The organism is Subtercola boreus (assembly GCF_006716115.1).
Classification (GTDB): Bacteria; Actinomycetota; Actinomycetes; order Actinomycetales; family Microbacteriaceae; genus Subtercola; species Subtercola boreus.
Genome location: NZ_VFOO01000001.1, coordinates 4,005,919 through 4,023,970 on the forward strand (window position 1 = coordinate 4,005,919; position 18,052 = coordinate 4,023,970).

The window sequence follows — 18,052 nt, forward strand, 5'->3', positions numbered from 1 at the left end:
CCCCTGAAGAGGGGGCCTGGAACCCCCGGAATCATGCGGATCCCGGGGGTTTTCGGCTGCGCGCGGCAACGCCGCCCGGGCCAGCCCCAATGCGAAATGTCGGTGGGAGCACTCGTTCCCCGCGCGTTCATCTGGGGGCCACCATCCGCCCATATTTTTTCCACGTTCCCCTTTCAAACCGCTGGCTTCCAGCATGGAGTTCCCTGTGCCCTCTTCCCCTCGTCACCGCAGCAGCTACAGTTCGCCCCGGCGCACCTGGCTGCTCTCCGGAGTCACCGGCGTCGTCGTCGGACTCTCGGTCGGTGCGATCGTCGCCCTGTCTGGCGTGGTGCTGCCGAGCGGGACTGCGCACGCCGACGATTCGTCGGCCGTGACCGTGAAGGCCTCCGACCAGGATGTGGACATCGCTGACGCTCCGGCACCCGACCTCGCCGTGACGGTCTCGCAGACCCGCGGCCTGGTCTCTCAGGGACTCACGATCTCGTGGACGGGCGGGAAGAAGTCCGAACTCCCCTCCACGATCACGGGCGGGGCGGACTTTCTGCAGATCGCCCAGTGCTGGGGCGACGACCCCGCGTCGAGCACGCCGTCGCCCGACCGCACGACCTGCCAGTACGGCGGATTCTCGAGCCCCGGCGCCTCGCGCGACAGCTACCTGAGCAGCATCGACGACGTCGCGCCTGAGGACATGGACTACACCGTGCCGTCGACCAACTTCGCGGTGCCGACGTACACGTCGATCCCGTTCCGCGCGGTGACCGGCGAGACCGTCGCGTCGGTGAAGGACGGGCAGCACAACGAGAGCGTCGACGTCAATCAGAACCCGTTCTTCACGAAGTACACGACGAATGAGGTCAAGTGGATCGGGTCGAGCGACGAAGGCACGGGCAGCGCCAAGTTCGAGGTGCAGACCGCGCTTCAGGCGCCCGGCCTCGGCTGTGGTGCCCCGATCACGGCGGCCGACGGCACGAAATCGGGTCGTGGCTGCTGGCTGGTGATCATCCCGCGCGGTGAGAAAGACCCGGGAAGCGCCGGCATCGACCAGTCGGGGTTGTTCTACGACACCTGGAAGCACCGGATCGCGGTCAAGCTGACCTTCAACCCCCTCGGCGTGAACTGCCCGATCGGTGCCGCTGAGCGCCCGATCGCCGGCAGCGAGCTTGCGGCGGCGGCTGTCGCCTCCTGGCAGCCGGCCCTCTGCAACGCCGACGGAGGCGCGGTCTACTCGATCAGCACGGGGGCAGACACCGACGCCGCGCTCGCCGCCAACGGAACGGCCGTGGCTCCGCTCGCCCTCACCTCCTTGCCCCTGCCGGCCGAGGCCAGTGGCGGGGTCGACAACCTCACCTACGCACCCGTCGCGTTGGGAGGACTGTCGATCGGCTTCGCCGTCGACCGGGTGCCCTCCACCGTCGAAGGCACCCCGCAGAAGGTCATCGATTCGGCGGGCCTGCCGTTCTCCTCCCTGAAACTCACCCCGCGGCTCGTGGCGAAGCTCCTGACCAACTCGTACATCGATTCGCTGCCGACCGGCGCCGACCGTTCGCACGTCGGCTACAAGAGCCCTGCGGATCCCGGCAAGAACGCGCGCAATGTGACGCTGGATCCCGACTTCCTGGCGATCAACGATCCCGAGTGGAAGTACATGAACGTGATCAGCCCGTCGGTGGCCGACCTGCTGGAGCCGCAGGGGCGGTCGGATGCCGCGACCCAGCTCTGGAACTACGTGCTCTCCGATCCCTCCGCCGTCGCCTTCCTGAACGGCGAGCCCGACGAGTGGGGGATGATCGTCAACCCGTGGAGCAGCACGAGCGACGAGGTCGTCCAGACCGTCAACAAGGACGGGAAGGGCCTGGTCCTGCCGCGCGACAGCTTCCCGAAGACCGATCCGATCGACCAGGCGGCGACCGACAACGGCGGGGAGGTCAACCTCGTCACCTGGCGGCCCTACGTCAACGACCTCGACAGTTCGGCCTACCTGACCCTCCGCGGTGACGGCCAGACTCTCGGCTTCTGGAACCCCACAGCGGCCACGCCCAAGTACGACAAAGCGGTGCGGAGTCTCCCCGGCCAGCAGAGCGTGCTCGGGCTGACCGACACCTCCTCGGCCGCCCGATACCAGGTGGTCTCGGCGGAGCTCCAGAACCCGGCCGGATCGTTCGTGGCGCCGACGGTCGATTCTCTGACGGCGGCCGCCGCTGCCATGACGGCGAACGCGTCGCAGTCGCAGGTCTACACCTTCGACCCGAAGAGCGAGGCGGCGAAGGCGGCCCCGACCGCCTACCCGCTGGCCATGCCCGTGTATGCGGCGGTGAACCGCACCATGGACGACGCCGACCTCCGCAAGGACTTCGCCGCGTTCATCCGCTACGCCGCAACCGACGGCCAGAGCCCCGGCGACACCCTCGGCGAACTGCCGAGGGGGTATGCGCCGATCCCGTCGGGCTGGGAGGCCCAGGCCCTGGCCGCCGCCGACATCATCGAGTCGGGAAGGCTGCCGGACACCTCCACTCCCGCCGCGACCCCTGCCCCCGCGGCGGGCACGACGGCCCTCACCCCGGCGCAGGTGCAGGCCGGTGTGACCGTGTCCCGCCCGGTCGGCGCTGTCTCCGGCGCCGTTCCCGCTGCGGCGATCATCTCGGCGCCCGAGACGACCGTCGACCCGACGGGTGCGGTGGCCGCACCCCTGCTGGGACCGGCGACGCCCGCCGACCCCGCGGGCGGCCCCATCTCCGCCGCCGTGCCCGCGAGCGTGCTCGCCGGACTCGGCGCCGCTGGTGCGGTGCCGTTCCTCTCCCGCATCAGGAGGCGCACCTGATGCCCACATTCTTGGAACCCGTGACGACCGGCGACGACTGCCGGCCGCACACCAAGTCGAGACGCCGTGACTGCGGATGCTCGGTAATCACTCCCGAAAAAAGGAATCGCACCCCGTGAGAATCACCAAAGTTGTTGCCGTCTGCGCAGCAGTTGGCGTCGCCGTTGCCGGCATCGCATTCGCAGCCCCCGCGTACGCGGACCCCGTGTCGAACAGCTACACGCTGGTCGGCTCCGACACCCTCCAGGACGCGGCCAACGCTCTCGCGAACGGAACCACCGTCACCGGTTCCGCCGTTCGCGTGACCGCCTCCGGCAACACCATCGGCTCGTTCGACGCCTTCGGCTCGAACTCGATCCAGACCAAGAACTCGGGAACCTACTTCGCCCGCCCCGCGGGCTCGGGTGACGGCGTCAAGGCCCTCAGCCGTTCGATCGACGGTGCACCGTTCTCGGTCTCGGGCAACCCGACTCCCGCCAAGGCCATCACGGCCCAGGTCGACATCGCCCGTTCGTCGAGCGGCCCCGGCGCTGCGGCCAACACCAGCGGTGTGCTGCAGTACTTCCAGTTCGGTCGCGACGCCGTGTCGTACGCCTACAGTGGAACCGGCATCGACCAGCTCACCAAGGCCCAGCTGACCGCGATCTACAACTGCTCGCTCACCAGCGTGAACGGTGTCGACGTCACCCCCGTGCTCCCGCAGTCCGCTTCGGGAACCCGCAAGTTCTTCCTGTCGGCCATCGGTATCACCACGCCCGGTGCGTGCGTCGTTCAGCGCGGCGATGCTGAGAACGATGGAACTGTTCTCGTCAACACCGGCGAGCTCATCCCCTTCTCGGTCGCCAGCTGGGTCGCCCAGAGCAATGGTGCCGCGCAGGACCGCACCGGCACCGCCCGTCTCGGCAGCGCTGAAGGCACCACCGTGCCGTTCACCGGAGCCGACGGCAGCTACGTTCCGAACCCGACCTACTACGCAGACACCACCTTCGGTCGCGACACCTACGTCGTCGTCGAGGCTGCCCGCGTGAACCCGTCGAGCCCGAAGTACGACCCGGCTCTCGCGGCTCTCGTCGACCCCACCAAGTCGAAGAGCCTCACGAACTTCGGTTCGGGCCCCTCCACGTCGGGTGCTGTGAAGACCAAGTTCGGTTTCCTCGCTCCGTCGACCACCGTTTCGATCCGCGCGAACGCCTCCTAGTCGCGCACCCCACACAGAGAATCTGAAAGGCACACCAGAAATGTTGCGTAAGAACGCACTCCGCATCGCCGCCATCGGCGTTGCCGCCGCGTCGCTCGTCGGCACCTCGGCCTTCTCGGCCGCCGCTGCCACCTCGAACGGCTCAGACGCCATCTACTACCTGTACGACTCGGGTACTGAGGCGCTCATCGCTCCCGGCCACGTCAACCTGTGGGACGACGACCTCGTCGGCTCCCCCAGCGCCACCGACGCCCGTTCGCTGTTCAGCTGCCCCGACGACGCGGAGTCGGTGCAGACCTTCATCTCGCCGGTCGGCCAGGAGAAGGTGCGCTCCGCGTGGGTCACCTACGCAGATGGTGGCTTCAAGCCCGGGACCAAGCAGATCCTCGAGCCCGGCGCCAACCTCGGTGCCCAGGTGCTGGGTTCGCCCGGCGCCGGTTCGGTCAAGGCTGCCGGCGGCAACTACAGCGTCGGTTTCGCCTGCGAGAAGTTCAACAACGTTGCCTTCGCGTCGGCCGGTATCTGGTTCGCTCCGATCTCGGTGACCGCCGGTTCGGGTGACTGGACCTACCAGCTCTCCGACACCGTCGCACCGCCTGCTCCGGCGAGCGGTTCGTTCGACCAGACCATCCAGGCGACCACCATCGCCGGTGTCGACGGAACCCTGAACCTCGTCGCACCCGCGTCGGCCACCACCACCCTCGGTGCGGCCACGCTCGTCGGCGGCCAGTCGACCTCGACCGGCGACCTCGGCAAGTTCACCGTGCAGGATGGCCGCGTCGTCACGCACAAGGGCTGGACCGTCACCACGCAGGTCACCGATTTCGCCAACGCGTCCGACGCCACGGTGACGATCCCGGCTTCGCAGCTCACGGTCACGCCGAAGGTCGCCACCGGCGCCACGCTGCCCACCGGTGTGACCCTGTCCGCTCCGTTCGCGGGTGGATCCACCCTGACGGCGTTCGCAGCGGCCGGCAACACCGCGGCGATCGCGTCGACCGACTTGGATGCAGGCCTGAAGTTCGTCGCTCCCGGCGACAAGCCGGCCGGCACCTACACGGCGAAGATGACCATCACCCTCGCCTCGAAGTAGCACTCCGCACCACAGAACGACGTGCAGGAGGGGCCGTGCAGACGGCCCCTCCTGTTCACGTCCGGTTCACGCCTTGACCTGCTGCCCGCAAACCTTCTTTGGATGAATGTACTGTGCCCGAAAAGACCGCTCTCCCCCTGACGATGAAGCGCCTCGTCTCCCTTGTTCTCGCCGCGCTCTTCCTCGCGCTGGCGATGGTCAGTGCCACGACCGCCCAGGCCGCACGGGCCGATGACGAGTCCGGCATCTCCGGTGCACCCTCCGACGGATCGAGCACCGACGACCGCTCGCGGTTCAGCTACAAGCTCTCTCCCGGCCAGCAGATCAGCGACGACTATCTGGTCAAGAACACCGGGACCATCCCGCAGACCATGAAGGTCTTCGCCACCGACGCCTACAACACCGATGACGGCTCCTACGGCCTGCTCGACACCGACGCTGCCCCCACCGACGCGGGCAGCTGGGTGTCGTTCGCCGACGGTGCCAAGCAGCTCGAGATTCCGCTCGCCCCGGGAGCGAGCCAGGTCGTGCCCTTCACGATGACCGTTCCGGCGGATGCCTCGCCCGGCGACCACGCGGCCGGGATCGTCATCTCGGTGCTCTCCACCGACGGCCAGGTGCTGGTCGACCGCCGAGTCGCAACCCGCCTCTACGCCCGCGTCGCCGGAGCACTGCAGGCCGCACTCACCGTCAGCAGCATCTCGGCCTCCTACGACGCCCAGCTGAACCCCTTCGACGGAACGACCACCGTCACCTACACGGTGCGCAACAACGGCAACATCGCGCTCGGTGCGAATGCGGTCATCGGAGTGAACACCTACCTCGGCATCGCAGCGGGCACGCTTCAGCGCGCGGAGCTCGCGGAGATGCTGCCGGGCAGCACGCGCACCCTCTCGGTGCAGGTTCCGGGAGTCGGCCAGCTCGGCTACCTGAACCCCTACATCAGTCTCGCTCCGACCATCGACGCCGACGCGCAGGATCCGGGGCCGCTCGCCACCGTCGACCGCGACACCGTGACCGTGGCGATGCCGTGGTGGTTGGTCATCCTGCTCGTGATCGCCGCCCTGGTCTTCTTCTTCCTGCGCTGGCGGCGTGCCCGCGACGCGAAGAACGCTGTCGCGTGGGCCGAGTACAGCGAGGCTGAGGCCCGCCGCAAGGCCGCTGAGCAACCGGTGGCTGCAGGGTGAGCGGTTCCGGATCCCGTCTCGCAGCCACGCTCAGCGCGCTGGTGCTCGTCGCGTTCGCCGGCGCAGCCCTGCTGGGCTCGAATGCTGCGTTCGCCGACACCGCGTTCACCGACGACACCGGCGGGGTCGGCATCACCGTGACGGTCTCGCCCGCGCCCACCGCTCCGGGCGCGGTCGGCTCGCCCGCGGTACCCGGCTCCGCATCATCCGGAACCGGCACAGGAACGGTCTCGAACCCGTCCCTCCCGGGCGTCGGCGTCACGGGCGTCACGGGCAACACGGTCGTCACCGGCGGAGCGAAGGCGTCGGCTCCCGTGCCTGCCGCCGACGAGTTCGACCTCGGCGGCATCGTCTTCGTCAGCGGGGTGACGTCGGGCTACGGCTGGAGCATCAACCCGCTCGGCGGTGACTCGCACGCGGAGTTCACCGTTCACAATGTGTCGCAGTTCACCTTCGACGGCACGGCCGGCTTCCAGCTGGTGGGCCCGTTCGGGAACGAGATCGCGCGTGTCGACGGCATCCGCATCGACCAGCTGAAGCCCGACGAGTCGCGGGTCATCGAGGCGACGCTGACGGGCCTCGGGCAGTGGACGTTCTTCACCACGCACGCGACGTTCACCCCGCCGGAGAATGTCGGCGGAACCGCGCTGTCGTCGATCACGCGCGACGGGTTCCTGTTCGTGCTGCCGTGGTTCCTGCTCGTGCTGCTGATCGTGGCGGCCGGGGCGGTCAGGGTGGTCACGATCATCCGCACCCCGCCGGCAGGCGCAGCCGCAGCCGCGGCCGCAGCGCCCTCCGCGGCACTCGCGACAGAGGGCAGCGGGGGAGTGGTGTGACCGCGGTCATCGAGGAGCCGGCCGCGCCCGTCGACGCTCCCACCCGGGGAAAGGTGCCCCGGGTTCCGCGAACGGCGAAGGCCCCGAAGCCGCCGAAGCCGCCGCGCGTCCCCCGGCGCCCGCCGCCCTCGACCCTCGGCCCGCCCCCGCCGCCCAGCCCGGTGCAGATCGTGCTGCGCGGCGTGCTGCTGCTCATCGCCGCCATGCTCTTCGCGTTCGCCGCGAATCTCATGGTGCTCAGCCACGTGCAGCACTTCGTGGCCCAGCAGCAGCTGATGAACGAGTACCGCGTGCAGCTCACGGCGGGCACCGCCCCGGTGAGCGAGGCCACCTTCGACGAGTCGCTCGTCGCGGACGGGGCACCGGTGGGCGTCATCGACATCCCCTCGATCGGCGTGCGCGAGGTCATCTCCGAGGGCAGTTCGGCCGACATCCTGAAGAACGGGCCGGGCCACCGCCGTGACTCTGTGCTGCCCGGGCAGGCCGGCATCAGCACCGTGATGGCGCGGTCAGCGGCCTACGGCGGACCGTTCTCGCGCATCCAGGAACTCGCACCCGGCGACAAGCTCTCCGTGACCACCGGGCAGGGCGAACAGCAGTTCGAGGTCGTCGGCGTGCGCTACGCGGGCGACCCCGTGCCGACCTTCAAGGGCGGAACGAGCCGGCTGACCCTCATCACGGCGCGGGGCCCCGCGTTCATCCCGACCGGCATCGCCTATGTGGATGCCCAGCTCACCAGCGACGTGCAGCCCGCTGGCAAGCGGCAGACCACCTACCTCGCGCTGCCGACGGTCGACCAGGCGATGGCCACCGACACCAGCACCGCGTGGGCGCTCGTCTTCGCCCTGCAGTTTTTGCTCGTCGTCGAACTCGCCGCCGTGTGGGCTTTCCGCCGCATCGGAGCGCAGAAGACGTGGGTCGTGTTCGCGCCGCTCTCGATCCTCTCCGCCCTCTTCGTGGCCAACCAGCTCGCCCTGCTGCTGCCCAACCTGCTCTGACCGGGACCGGCCCGCCGGTCATCCACCCGCCCCTCACAGAAACGACTCGCCATGCCCGACGCCCAGCCCTCCGACGAGACCACGCAGGTCCTCCCCGTCTCCCGGCGCGCCCGGCGCGAGCAGACAGGCCTGCTCGAACGGGCGCCCCTGGCAGGCCTCGAGGCGCGCAACATCTCCGCCTGGTTCGGCGACCACCAGGTTCTGGACCGAGTCTCGCTCGACATGCCCGCCGGCGTCATCACGTCGCTGATCGGGCCGTCGGGCTGCGGCAAGTCGACGTTCCTGCGCATTCTGAACCGGATGCACGAACTCGTGCCGAGCGCGAGCCTCGCCGGTGAGGTGCTGATCGAGGGCACCGACATCTACGACCCGGCGCGGAAGCTGGTGGATGCCCGGAAGAGCATCGGCATGGTCTTCCAGAAGCCGAACCCGTTCCCGGCGATGTCGATCTACGACAATGTGGTCGCGGGGCTGAAGCTCACCGGCACGAAGGTGGGGCGTGACGAGCGCGACCAGCTCGTCGAGAGCTGCCTCATCAAGGCGGGGCTCTGGAACGAGGTGCGGGATCGCCTCCGTTCCCCGGGCGGCGGCCTCTCGGGCGGCCAGCAGCAGCGGCTCTGCATCGCACGCTCCCTCGCCGTGACGCCGCAGGTGCTGCTGATGGACGAACCGTGCTCCGCCCTCGACCCCACCTCCACCCGGGTGATCGAGGAGACCATGCTCGAACTCGTCAACGACGTCACCATCGTGATCGTGACGCACAACATGCAGCAGGCGCAGCGGGTCTCGACGCAGTGCGCGTTCTTCCTCGCCTCGCAGGGCCAGCCCGGCGGCATCGTGGAGCACGGCGACACCGAGGCGATGTTCGGCGACCCGATCGACTCCCGCACCTACGACTACGTCAACGGCGTCTTCGGCTGACCCGCGCACGCCCTGCCCCGCGTCGAATCGATTCGATGGGTCCCTAACTGCTGCGGCGACGGCTCTTGCGAGCAGTTGGCGTCCCATCGAATCGATTCGACGCAGCCGTGGGGCGGGGTCAGTGGAACTGCGGGATGATCAGGTAGAGGCTGTAGAGCACAGCTGCGACGCCGATCGCGAGGCAGGCGTAGCCGCCGACGGTGGCGGCGAGCGGGCGCGCCCCACGGGTGCCGCTCACGACGGCCCCATCGTCGCCGGTGTCGTCGGGCGAACCGGCGGAGAGCAGGCGGAGTCCGAGGGCATAGAACACCACGATCCCCACGGCCGCAGCGAAGGAGATTCCGAACACGAGCGCGAAGGCGCCCCAGTCGATACTGATCATGAGCTACGCCTTCCGATCCGCGAGCGGTCGGCCGCCCGCATCCTGAGCACCCGACGAGTCGCTCTCGTCGACCTCGTTCACGTTCTCGTGCGTCACCGGGTGGCGGCGCGCGAGAACGAAGATCCCGCCTCCGATGACGAGGGCCAGCACCGCCACGATCACGAGACCGACGGTGCTGGTGGATGCCGCCCAGGCCGCGAGACCGCCGACGATCGCCGCGGCCGGCAAGGTGAAGACCCAGCCGAGCGCGATCTTGCCGACGACGTTCCAGTGCACGCGGGCGAGCCGCTTGCCGAGACCCGATCCGACCACCGCACCGGAGGTGACCTGCGTGGTCGAGAGGGCGAAGCCGAGGTGCGACGAGATCAGGATGGTCGCCGCCGAACTCGTCTCGGCCGCGAAGCCCTGGGCGGGCTGCACGTCGGTGATGCGCTTTCCGACGGTGCGCATGATGCGCCAGCCGCCGAGGTAGGTGCCGAGGGCGATCGCGAGCCCGCAGGCGCCGATCACCCAGAGCTGCGGGCCGGTGTTCGAATCCTGGTAGCCGGCTGCGATGAGGGTCAGGGTGATGACACCCATCGTCTTCTGCGCGTCGTTCGTGCCGTGCGCGAGCGAGACGAGTGAGGCCGAGACGGTCTGGCCGTGCCGGAAGCCGCGATCCGATCCGCGCACCCGCGCCTGCCGGGTGATGCGGTAGGCGGCGAACGTCGCGACGAGCGCGACGAGGCCGGCGACGAAGGGGGAGAACAGGGCCGGCAGCACGACCTTCGAGAGCACCACCCCGAAGTCGACGGAGTTGACGCCCGCCCCGATGATCGCGGCCCCGATCAGGCCGCCGAAGAGCGCGTGGGTGGAGCTCGACGGCAGCCCGAGGTACCAGGTGCCGAGGTTCCAGAGCACGGCGCCGACGAGGCCGGCGAAGATCATGGTCGGCGTCACCTGGATGCCGCCCTGACCTTCCTTGATGATGCCCTGCGAGATGGTCTTCGCGACCTCGGTCGAGAGGAACGCGCCGACCAGGTTGAGCACGGCCGAGATGAGAACGGCCACCTTCGGTTTCAGGGCTCCCGTCGCGACCGAGGTGGCCATGGCGTTCGCGGTGTCGTGGAACCCGTTCGTGAAGTCGAAGACGAGTGCGATGACGATGACGAGGGCGACTGTGACCAGTACGTCCATGGATGAACCTCCTGTCGTGACCGGGAGGCGGGCTGCTGGGCGGCGACGTCTTCCCTGAGACGACGGTAGGAGCCCTCGGTTAACGCGGTGTGAACACCGGCGGATGTCTCAGCGGAACGGCACCGGGATGCTCGACGACGACGCCCAGGTTGTCACCGTCCGCACGCCGGGAAGACGGTTCTGGATGTTCGCCTCGAGGCTCGCGCAGCGCACCTCGAAATCGTTCCTGCTGTCAGCGACGACATCGAATCGCATCAACCGCGGTTCGCTCGTGACGAGCACGGTGCCGACGCCGGTGATCACCACGAGCATCTGGCTTCCCGAAAGCAGCAGGTGTTCGTGGTGCCTGCGGAGGTTCTGCGCGAGCAGGGGCAGTGCGCGAACGGACTCCGGGGTGCGGAGTGTTCCTGTCATGGCCAGCATGGTCCGACTCTGCCGGTGGCAGGTGGCGCGCAGGTGAACGGAAGCTGGGGACCACCTGTCAGAGCTGTTACCGATCTGTTACATCTGCGGTCGGTCGGGTGATGAAGAGGCGGTCGAGAAAGTCTGCCGTGCCCGCGATCGTCACCCGGTCGGTACCGAGGTCGAGGGCCGCCGCCGCCCAGGCCCGGTGGGGGTCGTCGATGCGGAGCACCGGAACGGTGCCGCCGTCGACGAAGATGCGGTCGTGTCGGCGACGCATGTCCGACACCCAGTGCGTCGTTCGCAGCAGTTGCTCCTCCCACGGGGAAGTGGCGCCACCGCGTTGCGGTACCGGCACGCGCAGCCGATCGTTCCGCACGAGGTAGGACACCGCGTGCTCGGTGAGGTCGGACCGGGCACCGTCGAGGCGGGCATCCGAGACACCGACGCTCGGCACACGGCCCGTGCGGATGGACGCCGAGGATGGTCGCCGACCATGCATCCGCGCGCCCGCGTAGAAGACTTCGAGCCGAACCGGGCTGCCGGGGCCGAATGTGGCGCGCATTCCCGAGGGGGGCAGTCCTTCGCCGGGCGCGACAGTGAGTGCGGGGCGCGTTCTGCCCAGTCGGCGGAGCGCCTCTGCGCTGTACGGAACGTCGGGGTCGGCCGCTCGACCGAAGAGGGCCTCCGCATGGGAGATTTCGGGAGCAAACCTTTCATCCGACAGGCGAACCAGTTCTTCGAACAGCGATTTGACCACCTGAAAACTGTACTACTGCGACATCCCAGCGGAGCGAGCCCGCAGCGGCCCCAGGCCGACCTCCTGACCGCCTGCAGACGCCGCGCACTCACCCGCGAGTCGACCCGGCGCCGAGCTCGGCCGAGAGCTGCTCGGCGATCTCGGAGACCAGTCGCCCCGCGGCATCCAGGTGTCGGCCGAGGCGTGCTTTCGGCGCGCTCACATTGATCGCGGCGACGATGTTGCCCCGGAAATCGAAGACCGGTGCCGAGACGCCGACGACCCCCATTTCGAACTCTTCATCGACGCTCGCGAATCCGCGGCGACGGATGCGGCCGATCTCCGCCAGAAGGCTCTCGAAATCCGTGATCAGCGGGTTGCCGCCCTGGGCAGCTGGTGCAGGAGGAAGCCCCGCGGAGGGTGCGACCACGGGGGCGACAGGCCCCGTCACAGCGCGGTCGTTGCCGTGTCGGTCGTACCAGCCCCGGATGTCGGCATCGTTCCAGTCGCTGATCAGCACCCGGCCGGCCGACGTCATCCAGGCGGCCACGCTGACGCCCTCCCAGGCGATGCCGCGGAAGGCGTGTTCGCTGAGCTGGCTGCTGAGCGTGAGCACACTGTCGCCGCGCAGCACGCAGAGGTGGGCTGTCTCGTGGGTGGCCGAGACCACGCGGCGGAGGAAGGGCACGGCCTCCCGCACGAGCCGGGACTCGAGGGTGCGGGCAGCCAGCGCGTAGAGCTGGTAGCCGAGCCGGTAGGTGAGGGTGGCGGGGTCGCGGGCGACGAGGCCCGCGTCGGCGAGGGTCGCGAGGGTGCGGGACACCTGGCCCTTGTCGCGGCCGACGAGTTCGGCCAGGCGCACGACCCCCAGCCCGCTGGATTCCTCGGCCTCGGGGGATCCGAGCACCTCGAGCAGTTCGAGGTCGCGGCGGAGGCCGGCGGAGTTCCGGCGAGGGGTGGGTGCGGCATCCATTCGCCCACCGTAGACCCGTGGTTGGCATATGCACAACAGCTGTTGCGCAAAAGAACACCGCGCCCGTAGTGTCGACGTGTCGCACCGACCTCCACGACCTCGTGGCGGTCACCACTCAACGAAGAGCAAAGGAGCTGTGCGTTCATGACCGGATTCGACTTTCCGGGCCTCCTGGCCTTCTGGGGAAAGCGTTACGACGACATTCTGGGGCTGATCGGCGAACACCTGCTGGTGGTCGCGGTGGCCCTCCTGCTCGCCACCATCCTCGGTGTTGGGATCGGGCTGCTCGTCTGGAACAGCCCCGTCGGCCGTTCGCTGGCCGTCACCAGTGCCGCCGTGATCCTGACGATCCCCTCGCTCGCCCTCCTGGCGGCGATGATCCCCCTCTTCGGGCTCGGCTGGGTGCCCACGCTGATCGGTCTGACCCTGTATTCACTGCTGCCGATCATCCGGAACACGGTCGTCGGCCTCCGCGAGGTGAGCCCCGCGATCATGGAGTCGGCCACAGGGATGGGGCTCTCGCCCGGGGCGGTGCTGCTGCGCATCCAGCTCCCCATGGCGTGGCCGGTGATCGTCACCGGCGTGCGGGTCGCGGCCCAGCTCACGATCGGTATCGCGGCGATCGGCGCCTACGTCGGCGGGCCGGGCCTCGGCCAGATGATCTTCCAGGGCCTCAGCTCGCTCGGATCGAAGAACGCCCTCAACTACGCACTCACCGGCACCCTCGGTGTCATCGTTCTGGCCCTCATCGTCGACGGCCTGTTCACACTCATCACGAAAACGACCACCTCGAAGGGATTGAGGGCCTGACATGACCGACCCCACAACGGACACCGGCGGTTCCCGCATTCTGGGCGGACGCGCCACCGAGGCGACCATCCGCACCACGACCACCATCACCACCGTGAAGAACACCAGCGGTGCGCACATCGAGCTGAAGAACGTGAACAAGGTCTACGGCGAGCAGACCGTGCCCGCGGTCGAGAACTTCTCGATGGACGTCGAACCGGGCGAGCTGATCATGTTCGTCGGCCCGTCCGGCTGCGGCAAGACCACCACGATGAAGATGATCAACCGCATCATCGAGCCCACCTCCGGGTCGATCACGGTCGACGGGCGCGATGTGCTGTCGCTGAACCCGAACGAGCTGCGCCGGCACATCGGCTACGTCATCCAGCAGATCGGCCTCTTCCCGCACATGACGATCGCCGAGAACATCTCGGTCGTGCCGAAGCTGCTCGGCTGGTCGAAGGAGAAGACCCGGAACCGGGTGGATGAGTTGCTCTCCGTGGTGCAGCTCGACCCGAAGACGTTCGCGGACCGCTACCCGAAGCAGCTCTCCGGCGGGCAGCAGCAGCGCGTCGGAGTGGCACGGGCGCTCGCCGCCGACCCGCCCGTGATGCTGATGGACGAGCCGTTCGGCGCGACCGACCCGATCACCCGCGAGAAGCTGCAGGTGGAGTTCCTGCGCCTCCAGGAGTCGATCGGCAAGACGATCATCTTCGTGACGCACGACTTCGACGAGGCGGTCCGGCTCGGCGACCGCATCGCGGTGCTCAGCGACCGGTCGAAGATCGAGCAGTTCGACACCCCCGCGAACATCCTGCGGGCGCCGGCCAACGACTATGTCGCCTCGTTCATCGGGCACGGGGCTGCGCTCAAACGTCTCGCGCTGATTCCGCTCTACGACGCCCTGCTCGGTCGGGCACCGGATGCCCGGGGGAGCGCGACACTGCCGGAGACCGATTCGCTGCGGGACGCCCTCGACCTGCTCGTGCTCACCGGACTGCCGGCCATCGGGGTCACCGACGCCGGCGGGAAGGTCGTGGCATCCGTCACCGTCGACCAGATCTCGGCCGAACTCGGCGACGACGTGCCCGACGGGATGCCGGGGGCGCGCTCATGACGTTCGAGGCGGTGATCGAGCGCGACGTGAGTGTCGCCCCCGCCGAGCTCGGGGTGCGCCGGGCCCGGTTCTGGACGCTCCGGCGCATCGCCACCCCGATCGTGATCCTGCTGGTGCTGCTGGCCCTGTTCGTCTGGATCCAGACCCTCGAGATCGACTCGATCATGGCGCGCACGCTGAACGTCGACTACATCCTGCTGCGCACGAGGGAGCACCTCGAGCTGACGTTCATCGCTTCGGCGCTGGTGGCCGTGCTGGCGATCCCCGCGGGCATCGTGGCCAGTCGCACGAGGTCGCGGATCCTGCGCGGCACGATCCTGACGATCGCGAACATCGGACAGGCGACGCCGGCCATCGGCTTCATCATCCTGCTCGCGATCATCTGGCAGATCGGCTTCCAGACCGCGCTCATCGCGCTCGTGGCGTACTCGTTCCTGCCGGTGCTCCGGAACACGATGGTCGGTCTCTCGCAGATCGACGCCAGTGTCACGGAGTCGGCGCGCGGGATGGGCATGACTCCCGGCCAGGTTCTGATGCGCATCGAGCTGCCGCTCGCGGTTCCGGTGATCCTCGCCGGTCTCCGAACGTCTCTCGTGTTCTGCGTCGGGGTCGCCACGGTCGCCACCTTCATCGACGCCGGCGGTCTCGGCGACATGATCGTCAACGGGCTGAAGCTGCAGCGCTTCCCCGTGCTGATCACCGGAGCCGTGCTCGTCTCCTGCATCGCCCTGCTGATCGACTGGCTCGCCAGCATCGCCGAAGACCTGTTGCGCCCGAAGGGCGTCTGACCCTCTCCCTCACCACCCCTCACCACCTCTCCCACACAGAAAGAGCACCATGAACACCAAACGAACCACAGGGCTCCTGGCCGTCCTGGCCGTCGGCGCACTCGCCCTCACCGCCTGCGCGGGGGGAAGCAGTGCCGCTTCCTCCTCGGGCAAGGATGACGAACTCGCCGGGCTCTCCGGTGACATCGGAGCGAAGGACTTCTCCGAGCAGTACATCCTCGCGAACATCACCAGCCAGCTCTTCAACGCCCACGGCGCCGACACCAAGGCCAACACGAGCGTCGTCGGGTCCGCCAACGTGCGGGCCGCTCTCGTCAGCGACCAGTTCCTCGGCTACTGGGAGTACACCGGCACGTCATGGATCACCTACAACAACAACACGACCCCGGTGCAGGGCGAGCAGGCCCAGTTCGACGCCACCAAGAAGGCTGACGCCGCCAACGGCATCGCGTGGCTCGATCCGGCACCGCTGAACAACACCTATGCCTTCGCGATCCTCTCCGACAAGGCGAAGGAGCTCGGCGTCACAAAGCTCAGCGACATCGCAAAGCTCCCTGTCGCTGAGCAGACGTTCTGCATCGAGAGCGAATTCTCGACCCGCGACGACGGCTGGCCCGGCGTCAAGAAGGCCTATGGTCTGGATGCCGTACCCGACTCGAACGTCGCGCTGCTCGACACCGGAGTGATCTACACGACCACGGCGAAGGGCGACACCTGCAACTTCGGTGAGGTCTTCCAGACGGACGGCCGGATCCCGGCTCTCGGGCTGACCGTGATGCAGGACGACAAGTCGTTCTTCCCGGTCTACCAGGGTGCGTTCACTGTGAAGCAGACCACGCTCGACAAGTACCCCGGCATGGCCGACGTGATCGCGCTCGTCTCGAGCAAGCTCACCACCGAGGAGATGCAGAAGCTGAACGCCAAGGCCGATGTCGACGGTGACGACCCCGCCGACATCGCGGAGGAATGGCTGACCGAGCAGGGCCTCATCTGATGACGGGCCTCCAACTGGGCGAGAGCTTCATCGGCGATGGCGTGAATGCGGCCCACGTCAACACGGTCTTCGGCGACCGCGAAGGCCCCGCCGGTGTCGCCTGGGCCACGGCCCTCGCGACGCCGAGCGCCGGCCACGTGCCGTTCGTGACGGTGCTGCGGCCCTCCCTCCCGGTGAAGCCGCTGACGCTCTTCGTCACCAAGTCGGCCCCGGCCTCGGATGAGCACGGTCTGCTCATCTGGGGCCCGGCCCAGGCCGGCATCGCCGCCGGTGTCGCGGATGCCCTGGCCGACGGCATCGTCTCCCGGGAGCAGGCAGACAGCCACGCCATCATCGCGGCGGTCTGGGTGAACCCCGGCGCCGACGATGCGGAGCAGGTCTACGAGAACAACCGGCTCTCGGTGCGCACCGCCCTCGAGAACGGCGCGCGGCTGCTGCCGTCGACCGACGATGTGATCGCTGCCCGCGACTCCGCCACCAACCCGTTCTACACACCGAAGGCCAGAGCCACATGAAGATCACCGAGATCCGCCTCACGCGGATGGTGCTGCCGTTGGATCCGCCGTTCAACGCCGCCTGGGATCCCGAACCCCGTCGCCAGTTTCCCGCGACGCTGGTCGAGGTCTTCACCGACGAGGGCGTCACCGGAGTCGGATCGGGTGACACGATGGACGGCTTCGACGCCTACCGGGACCTCTTCATCGGAACCGACCCGCTGCAGATCCTGAACCAGGTGCGCCGCATCGAGACGATCAACTTCCACGGCGGCCGCTACTGGCCGCTCGAGGCCGCGCTCTGGGACATCATCGGCAAGGTCGCGGGACTCCCGGTCAGCGTGCTCTTCGGCGGGGCGCGCGACCGGCTGCCGGCCTACGCCTCGTCGGGGGAGCTGAAGAGCCCCGAAGCGCGCGCCGAATCGGCGCTCGCCGCCCGCGAGCTCGGCTTCCGCGCAATGAAGATCCGCATCGCCCGGAATGCGCTCGCCGAGGGCGTGGAGGCGGTGCGCTGCACCCGTGAGGCCGTCGGGCCCGACTTCGACCTGATGGTCGACCTCAACCAGATGTGGCGGATGTCGGGAGACATCGACGCAGCGCTCCCGCTCGCCCGCGTGCAGCAGGTCGCCGCCGAACTCGTCGACCTCGGCGTGCTGTGGCTCGAAGAGCCGCTGCCCCAGGTCGATGTCGCCGGCGCGCAGCGCGTGCGGGCCCAGACGGGCATCCAGATCGCCGGCGGGGAGATGGTGCGGTCGCTCCCCGAGATCATGGCCCTCATCGAGCAGGATGCCTTCGACATCTACCAGCCCGACGTCGCCCTCGCGGTGGGCATGCACCGCGCCCGCCAGGTCGCCGAGTCGGCGAACCTCCGTCACCGCGCCTTCACCCCGCACACCTGGAGCAACGGGCTCGGCCTGCTGGCGAACCTGCATGTCGCGGCGGGTGTGGATGCCGGGCCGTACCTCGAGTTCCCTTTCGACCCGCCGGGCTGGACCCCGGAGCGGCGCGACTTCTTCATGGAGCCGCTCATGATCGACGCGCAGGGCGACCTCGTCGTGCCGTCGGCACCGGGCCTCGGCGTCACGATCGACCGCGAGGCCGTGGCCTGCTACACCGTCTGACCCGCACCCGCCCACTCCCGCCCTTC

18 protein-coding genes are annotated in these 18,052 nt (G+C 68.6%); 13 read left to right on the plus strand and 5 right to left on the minus strand.

From position 1 onward, the window contains the following. The first annotated feature begins 205 nt into the window (after positions 1–205). The 7 genes from FB464_RS18645 to FB464_RS18675 all read left to right on the plus strand — a co-directional run bounded on the left by FB464_RS18645 (position 206) and on the right by FB464_RS18675 (position 9,051). Positions 206–2,818: a hypothetical protein gene (locus tag FB464_RS18645; protein ID WP_142206761.1), complete on the plus strand. Its 2,613-nt coding sequence runs from the start codon at positions 206–208 to the stop codon at positions 2,816–2,818. A 115-nt stretch (positions 2,819–2,933) separates the two neighbouring features. Continuing rightward, positions 2,934–4,016, plus strand: a complete 1,083-nt coding sequence (locus FB464_RS18650) for a hypothetical protein (RefSeq protein WP_116415712.1) — start codon at positions 2,934–2,936, stop codon at positions 4,014–4,016. A 40-nt stretch (positions 4,017–4,056) separates the two neighbouring features. Continuing rightward, entirely contained in the window at positions 4,057–5,109 is a 1,053-nt protein-coding gene (locus tag FB464_RS18655; protein WP_116415711.1) for a hypothetical protein, read from the plus strand. 113 nt (positions 5,110–5,222) lie between these two features. Further along, a complete protein-coding gene (locus FB464_RS18660; RefSeq protein WP_116415710.1) occupies positions 5,223–6,296 on the plus strand; it encodes a WxL protein peptidoglycan domain-containing protein in 1,074 nt (357 codons plus the stop codon). Next, a complete protein-coding gene (locus FB464_RS18665; protein WP_116415709.1) occupies positions 6,293–7,132 on the plus strand; it encodes a hypothetical protein in 840 nt (279 codons plus the stop codon). The genes FB464_RS18660 and FB464_RS18665 overlap by 4 nt, the downstream gene beginning before the upstream one ends. Beyond that, on the plus strand, positions 7,129–8,130 hold the full coding sequence (locus FB464_RS18670) for a sortase (protein WP_246093140.1): 1,002 nt from the start codon (positions 7,129–7,131) through the stop codon (positions 8,128–8,130). Before FB464_RS18665 ends, FB464_RS18670 begins: the two co-directional genes overlap by 4 nt. A gap of 51 nt (positions 8,131–8,181) precedes the next feature. Further along, entirely contained in the window at positions 8,182–9,051 is an 870-nt protein-coding gene (locus FB464_RS18675) for a phosphate ABC transporter ATP-binding protein (protein ID WP_116415708.1), read from the plus strand. A 118-nt stretch (positions 9,052–9,169) separates the two neighbouring features. Here the strand turns inward: FB464_RS18675 and FB464_RS18680 are convergent, their stop codons facing one another. The 5 genes from FB464_RS18680 to FB464_RS18700 form a co-directional block, all read right to left on the minus strand. Then, on the minus strand, positions 9,170–9,433 hold the full coding sequence (locus FB464_RS18680) for a hypothetical protein (RefSeq protein ID WP_116415707.1): 264 nt from the start codon (positions 9,431–9,433) through the stop codon (positions 9,170–9,172). 3 nt (positions 9,434–9,436) lie between these two features. Continuing rightward, a complete protein-coding gene (locus FB464_RS18685) occupies positions 9,437–10,609 on the minus strand; it encodes an inorganic phosphate transporter (protein ID WP_116415706.1) in 1,173 nt (390 codons plus the stop codon). 108 nt (positions 10,610–10,717) lie between these two features. Next, complete coding sequence (locus FB464_RS18690; protein ID WP_116415705.1) at positions 10,718–11,032, minus strand: hypothetical protein; 315 nt, start codon at positions 11,030–11,032, stop codon at positions 10,718–10,720. A gap of 67 nt (positions 11,033–11,099) precedes the next feature. Further along, positions 11,100–11,771: a hypothetical protein gene (locus tag FB464_RS18695; RefSeq protein WP_142206762.1), complete on the minus strand. Its 672-nt coding sequence runs from the start codon at positions 11,769–11,771 to the stop codon at positions 11,100–11,102. A gap of 88 nt (positions 11,772–11,859) precedes the next feature. Further along, positions 11,860–12,723 carry an IclR family transcriptional regulator gene (locus tag FB464_RS18700; RefSeq protein ID WP_116415703.1) on the minus strand — a complete coding sequence of 288 codons (864 nt, stop codon included), beginning with the start codon at positions 12,721–12,723 and terminating at the stop codon, positions 11,860–11,862. A gap of 144 nt (positions 12,724–12,867) precedes the next feature. Here FB464_RS18700 and FB464_RS18705 point away from each other — a divergent pair, with 144 nt between their 5' ends. Genes FB464_RS18705 through FB464_RS18730 form a run of 6 tightly spaced genes read left to right on the plus strand, consistent with a single transcriptional unit; the run spans position 12,868 to position 18,026 of the window. Continuing rightward, positions 12,868–13,533 (plus strand): ABC transporter permease, encoded by a 666-nt coding sequence (locus FB464_RS18705; protein WP_116415702.1) that lies wholly within the window; start codon positions 12,868–12,870, stop codon positions 13,531–13,533. Position 13,534: 1 nt separating this feature from the next. Further along, complete coding sequence (locus tag FB464_RS18710) at positions 13,535–14,629, plus strand: ABC transporter ATP-binding protein (RefSeq protein WP_116415701.1); 1,095 nt, start codon at positions 13,535–13,537, stop codon at positions 14,627–14,629. After that, positions 14,626–15,417: an ABC transporter permease gene (locus FB464_RS18715; RefSeq protein WP_116415700.1), complete on the plus strand. Its 792-nt coding sequence runs from the start codon at positions 14,626–14,628 to the stop codon at positions 15,415–15,417. Before FB464_RS18710 ends, FB464_RS18715 begins: the two co-directional genes overlap by 4 nt. A 49-nt stretch (positions 15,418–15,466) precedes the next feature. Further along, positions 15,467–16,411, plus strand: coding sequence for a glycine betaine ABC transporter substrate-binding protein (locus FB464_RS18720; protein WP_116415699.1), 945 nt, complete (start codon positions 15,467–15,469; stop codon positions 16,409–16,411). Then, the gene (gene fae, locus FB464_RS18725) at positions 16,411–16,926 is read left to right on the plus strand and encodes a formaldehyde-activating enzyme (RefSeq protein ID WP_116415698.1); all 516 of its coding nucleotides are present in this window, start codon (positions 16,411–16,413) and stop codon (positions 16,924–16,926) included. Before FB464_RS18720 ends, fae begins: the two co-directional genes overlap by 1 nt. Then, positions 16,923–18,026 carry a mandelate racemase/muconate lactonizing enzyme family protein gene (locus FB464_RS18730; protein ID WP_116415697.1) on the plus strand — a complete coding sequence of 368 codons (1,104 nt, stop codon included), beginning with the start codon at positions 16,923–16,925 and terminating at the stop codon, positions 18,024–18,026. The genes fae and FB464_RS18730 overlap by 4 nt, the downstream gene beginning before the upstream one ends. The last annotated feature ends 26 nt before the right edge of the window (positions 18,027–18,052 follow it).

What these genes read in the sequence shown, in the direction of transcription:
- FB464_RS18715 (WP_116415700.1), top strand. Translation starts at nt 14,626, where the DNA reads ATGACGTTCGAGGCGGTGATCGAGCGCGACGTGAGTGTCGCCCCCGCC.
- FB464_RS18710 (WP_116415701.1), top strand. Translation starts at nt 13,535, where the DNA reads ATGACCGACCCCACAACGGACACCGGCGGTTCCCGCATTCTGGGCGGA.
- FB464_RS18720 (WP_116415699.1), top strand. Translation starts at nt 15,467, where the DNA reads ATGAACACCAAACGAACCACAGGGCTCCTGGCCGTCCTGGCCGTCGGC.
- FB464_RS18690 (WP_116415705.1), bottom strand. Translation starts at nt 11,032, where the DNA reads ATGCTGGCCATGACAGGAACACTCCGCACCCCGGAGTCCGTTCGCGCA.
- FB464_RS18675 (WP_116415708.1), top strand. Translation starts at nt 8,182, where the DNA reads ATGCCCGACGCCCAGCCCTCCGACGAGACCACGCAGGTCCTCCCCGTC.
- FB464_RS18680 (WP_116415707.1), bottom strand. Translation starts at nt 9,433, where the DNA reads ATGATCAGTATCGACTGGGGCGCCTTCGCGCTCGTGTTCGGAATCTCC.
- FB464_RS18700 (WP_116415703.1), bottom strand. Translation starts at nt 12,723, where the DNA reads ATGGATGCCGCACCCACCCCTCGCCGGAACTCCGCCGGCCTCCGCCGC.
- FB464_RS18655 (WP_116415711.1), top strand. Translation starts at nt 4,057, where the DNA reads ATGTTGCGTAAGAACGCACTCCGCATCGCCGCCATCGGCGTTGCCGCC.
- FB464_RS18730 (WP_116415697.1), top strand. Translation starts at nt 16,923, where the DNA reads ATGAAGATCACCGAGATCCGCCTCACGCGGATGGTGCTGCCGTTGGAT.
- FB464_RS18685 (WP_116415706.1), bottom strand. Translation starts at nt 10,609, where the DNA reads ATGGACGTACTGGTCACAGTCGCCCTCGTCATCGTCATCGCACTCGTC.
- fae (WP_116415698.1), top strand. Translation starts at nt 16,411, where the DNA reads ATGACGGGCCTCCAACTGGGCGAGAGCTTCATCGGCGATGGCGTGAAT.
- FB464_RS18705 (WP_116415702.1), top strand. Translation starts at nt 12,868, where the DNA reads ATGACCGGATTCGACTTTCCGGGCCTCCTGGCCTTCTGGGGAAAGCGT.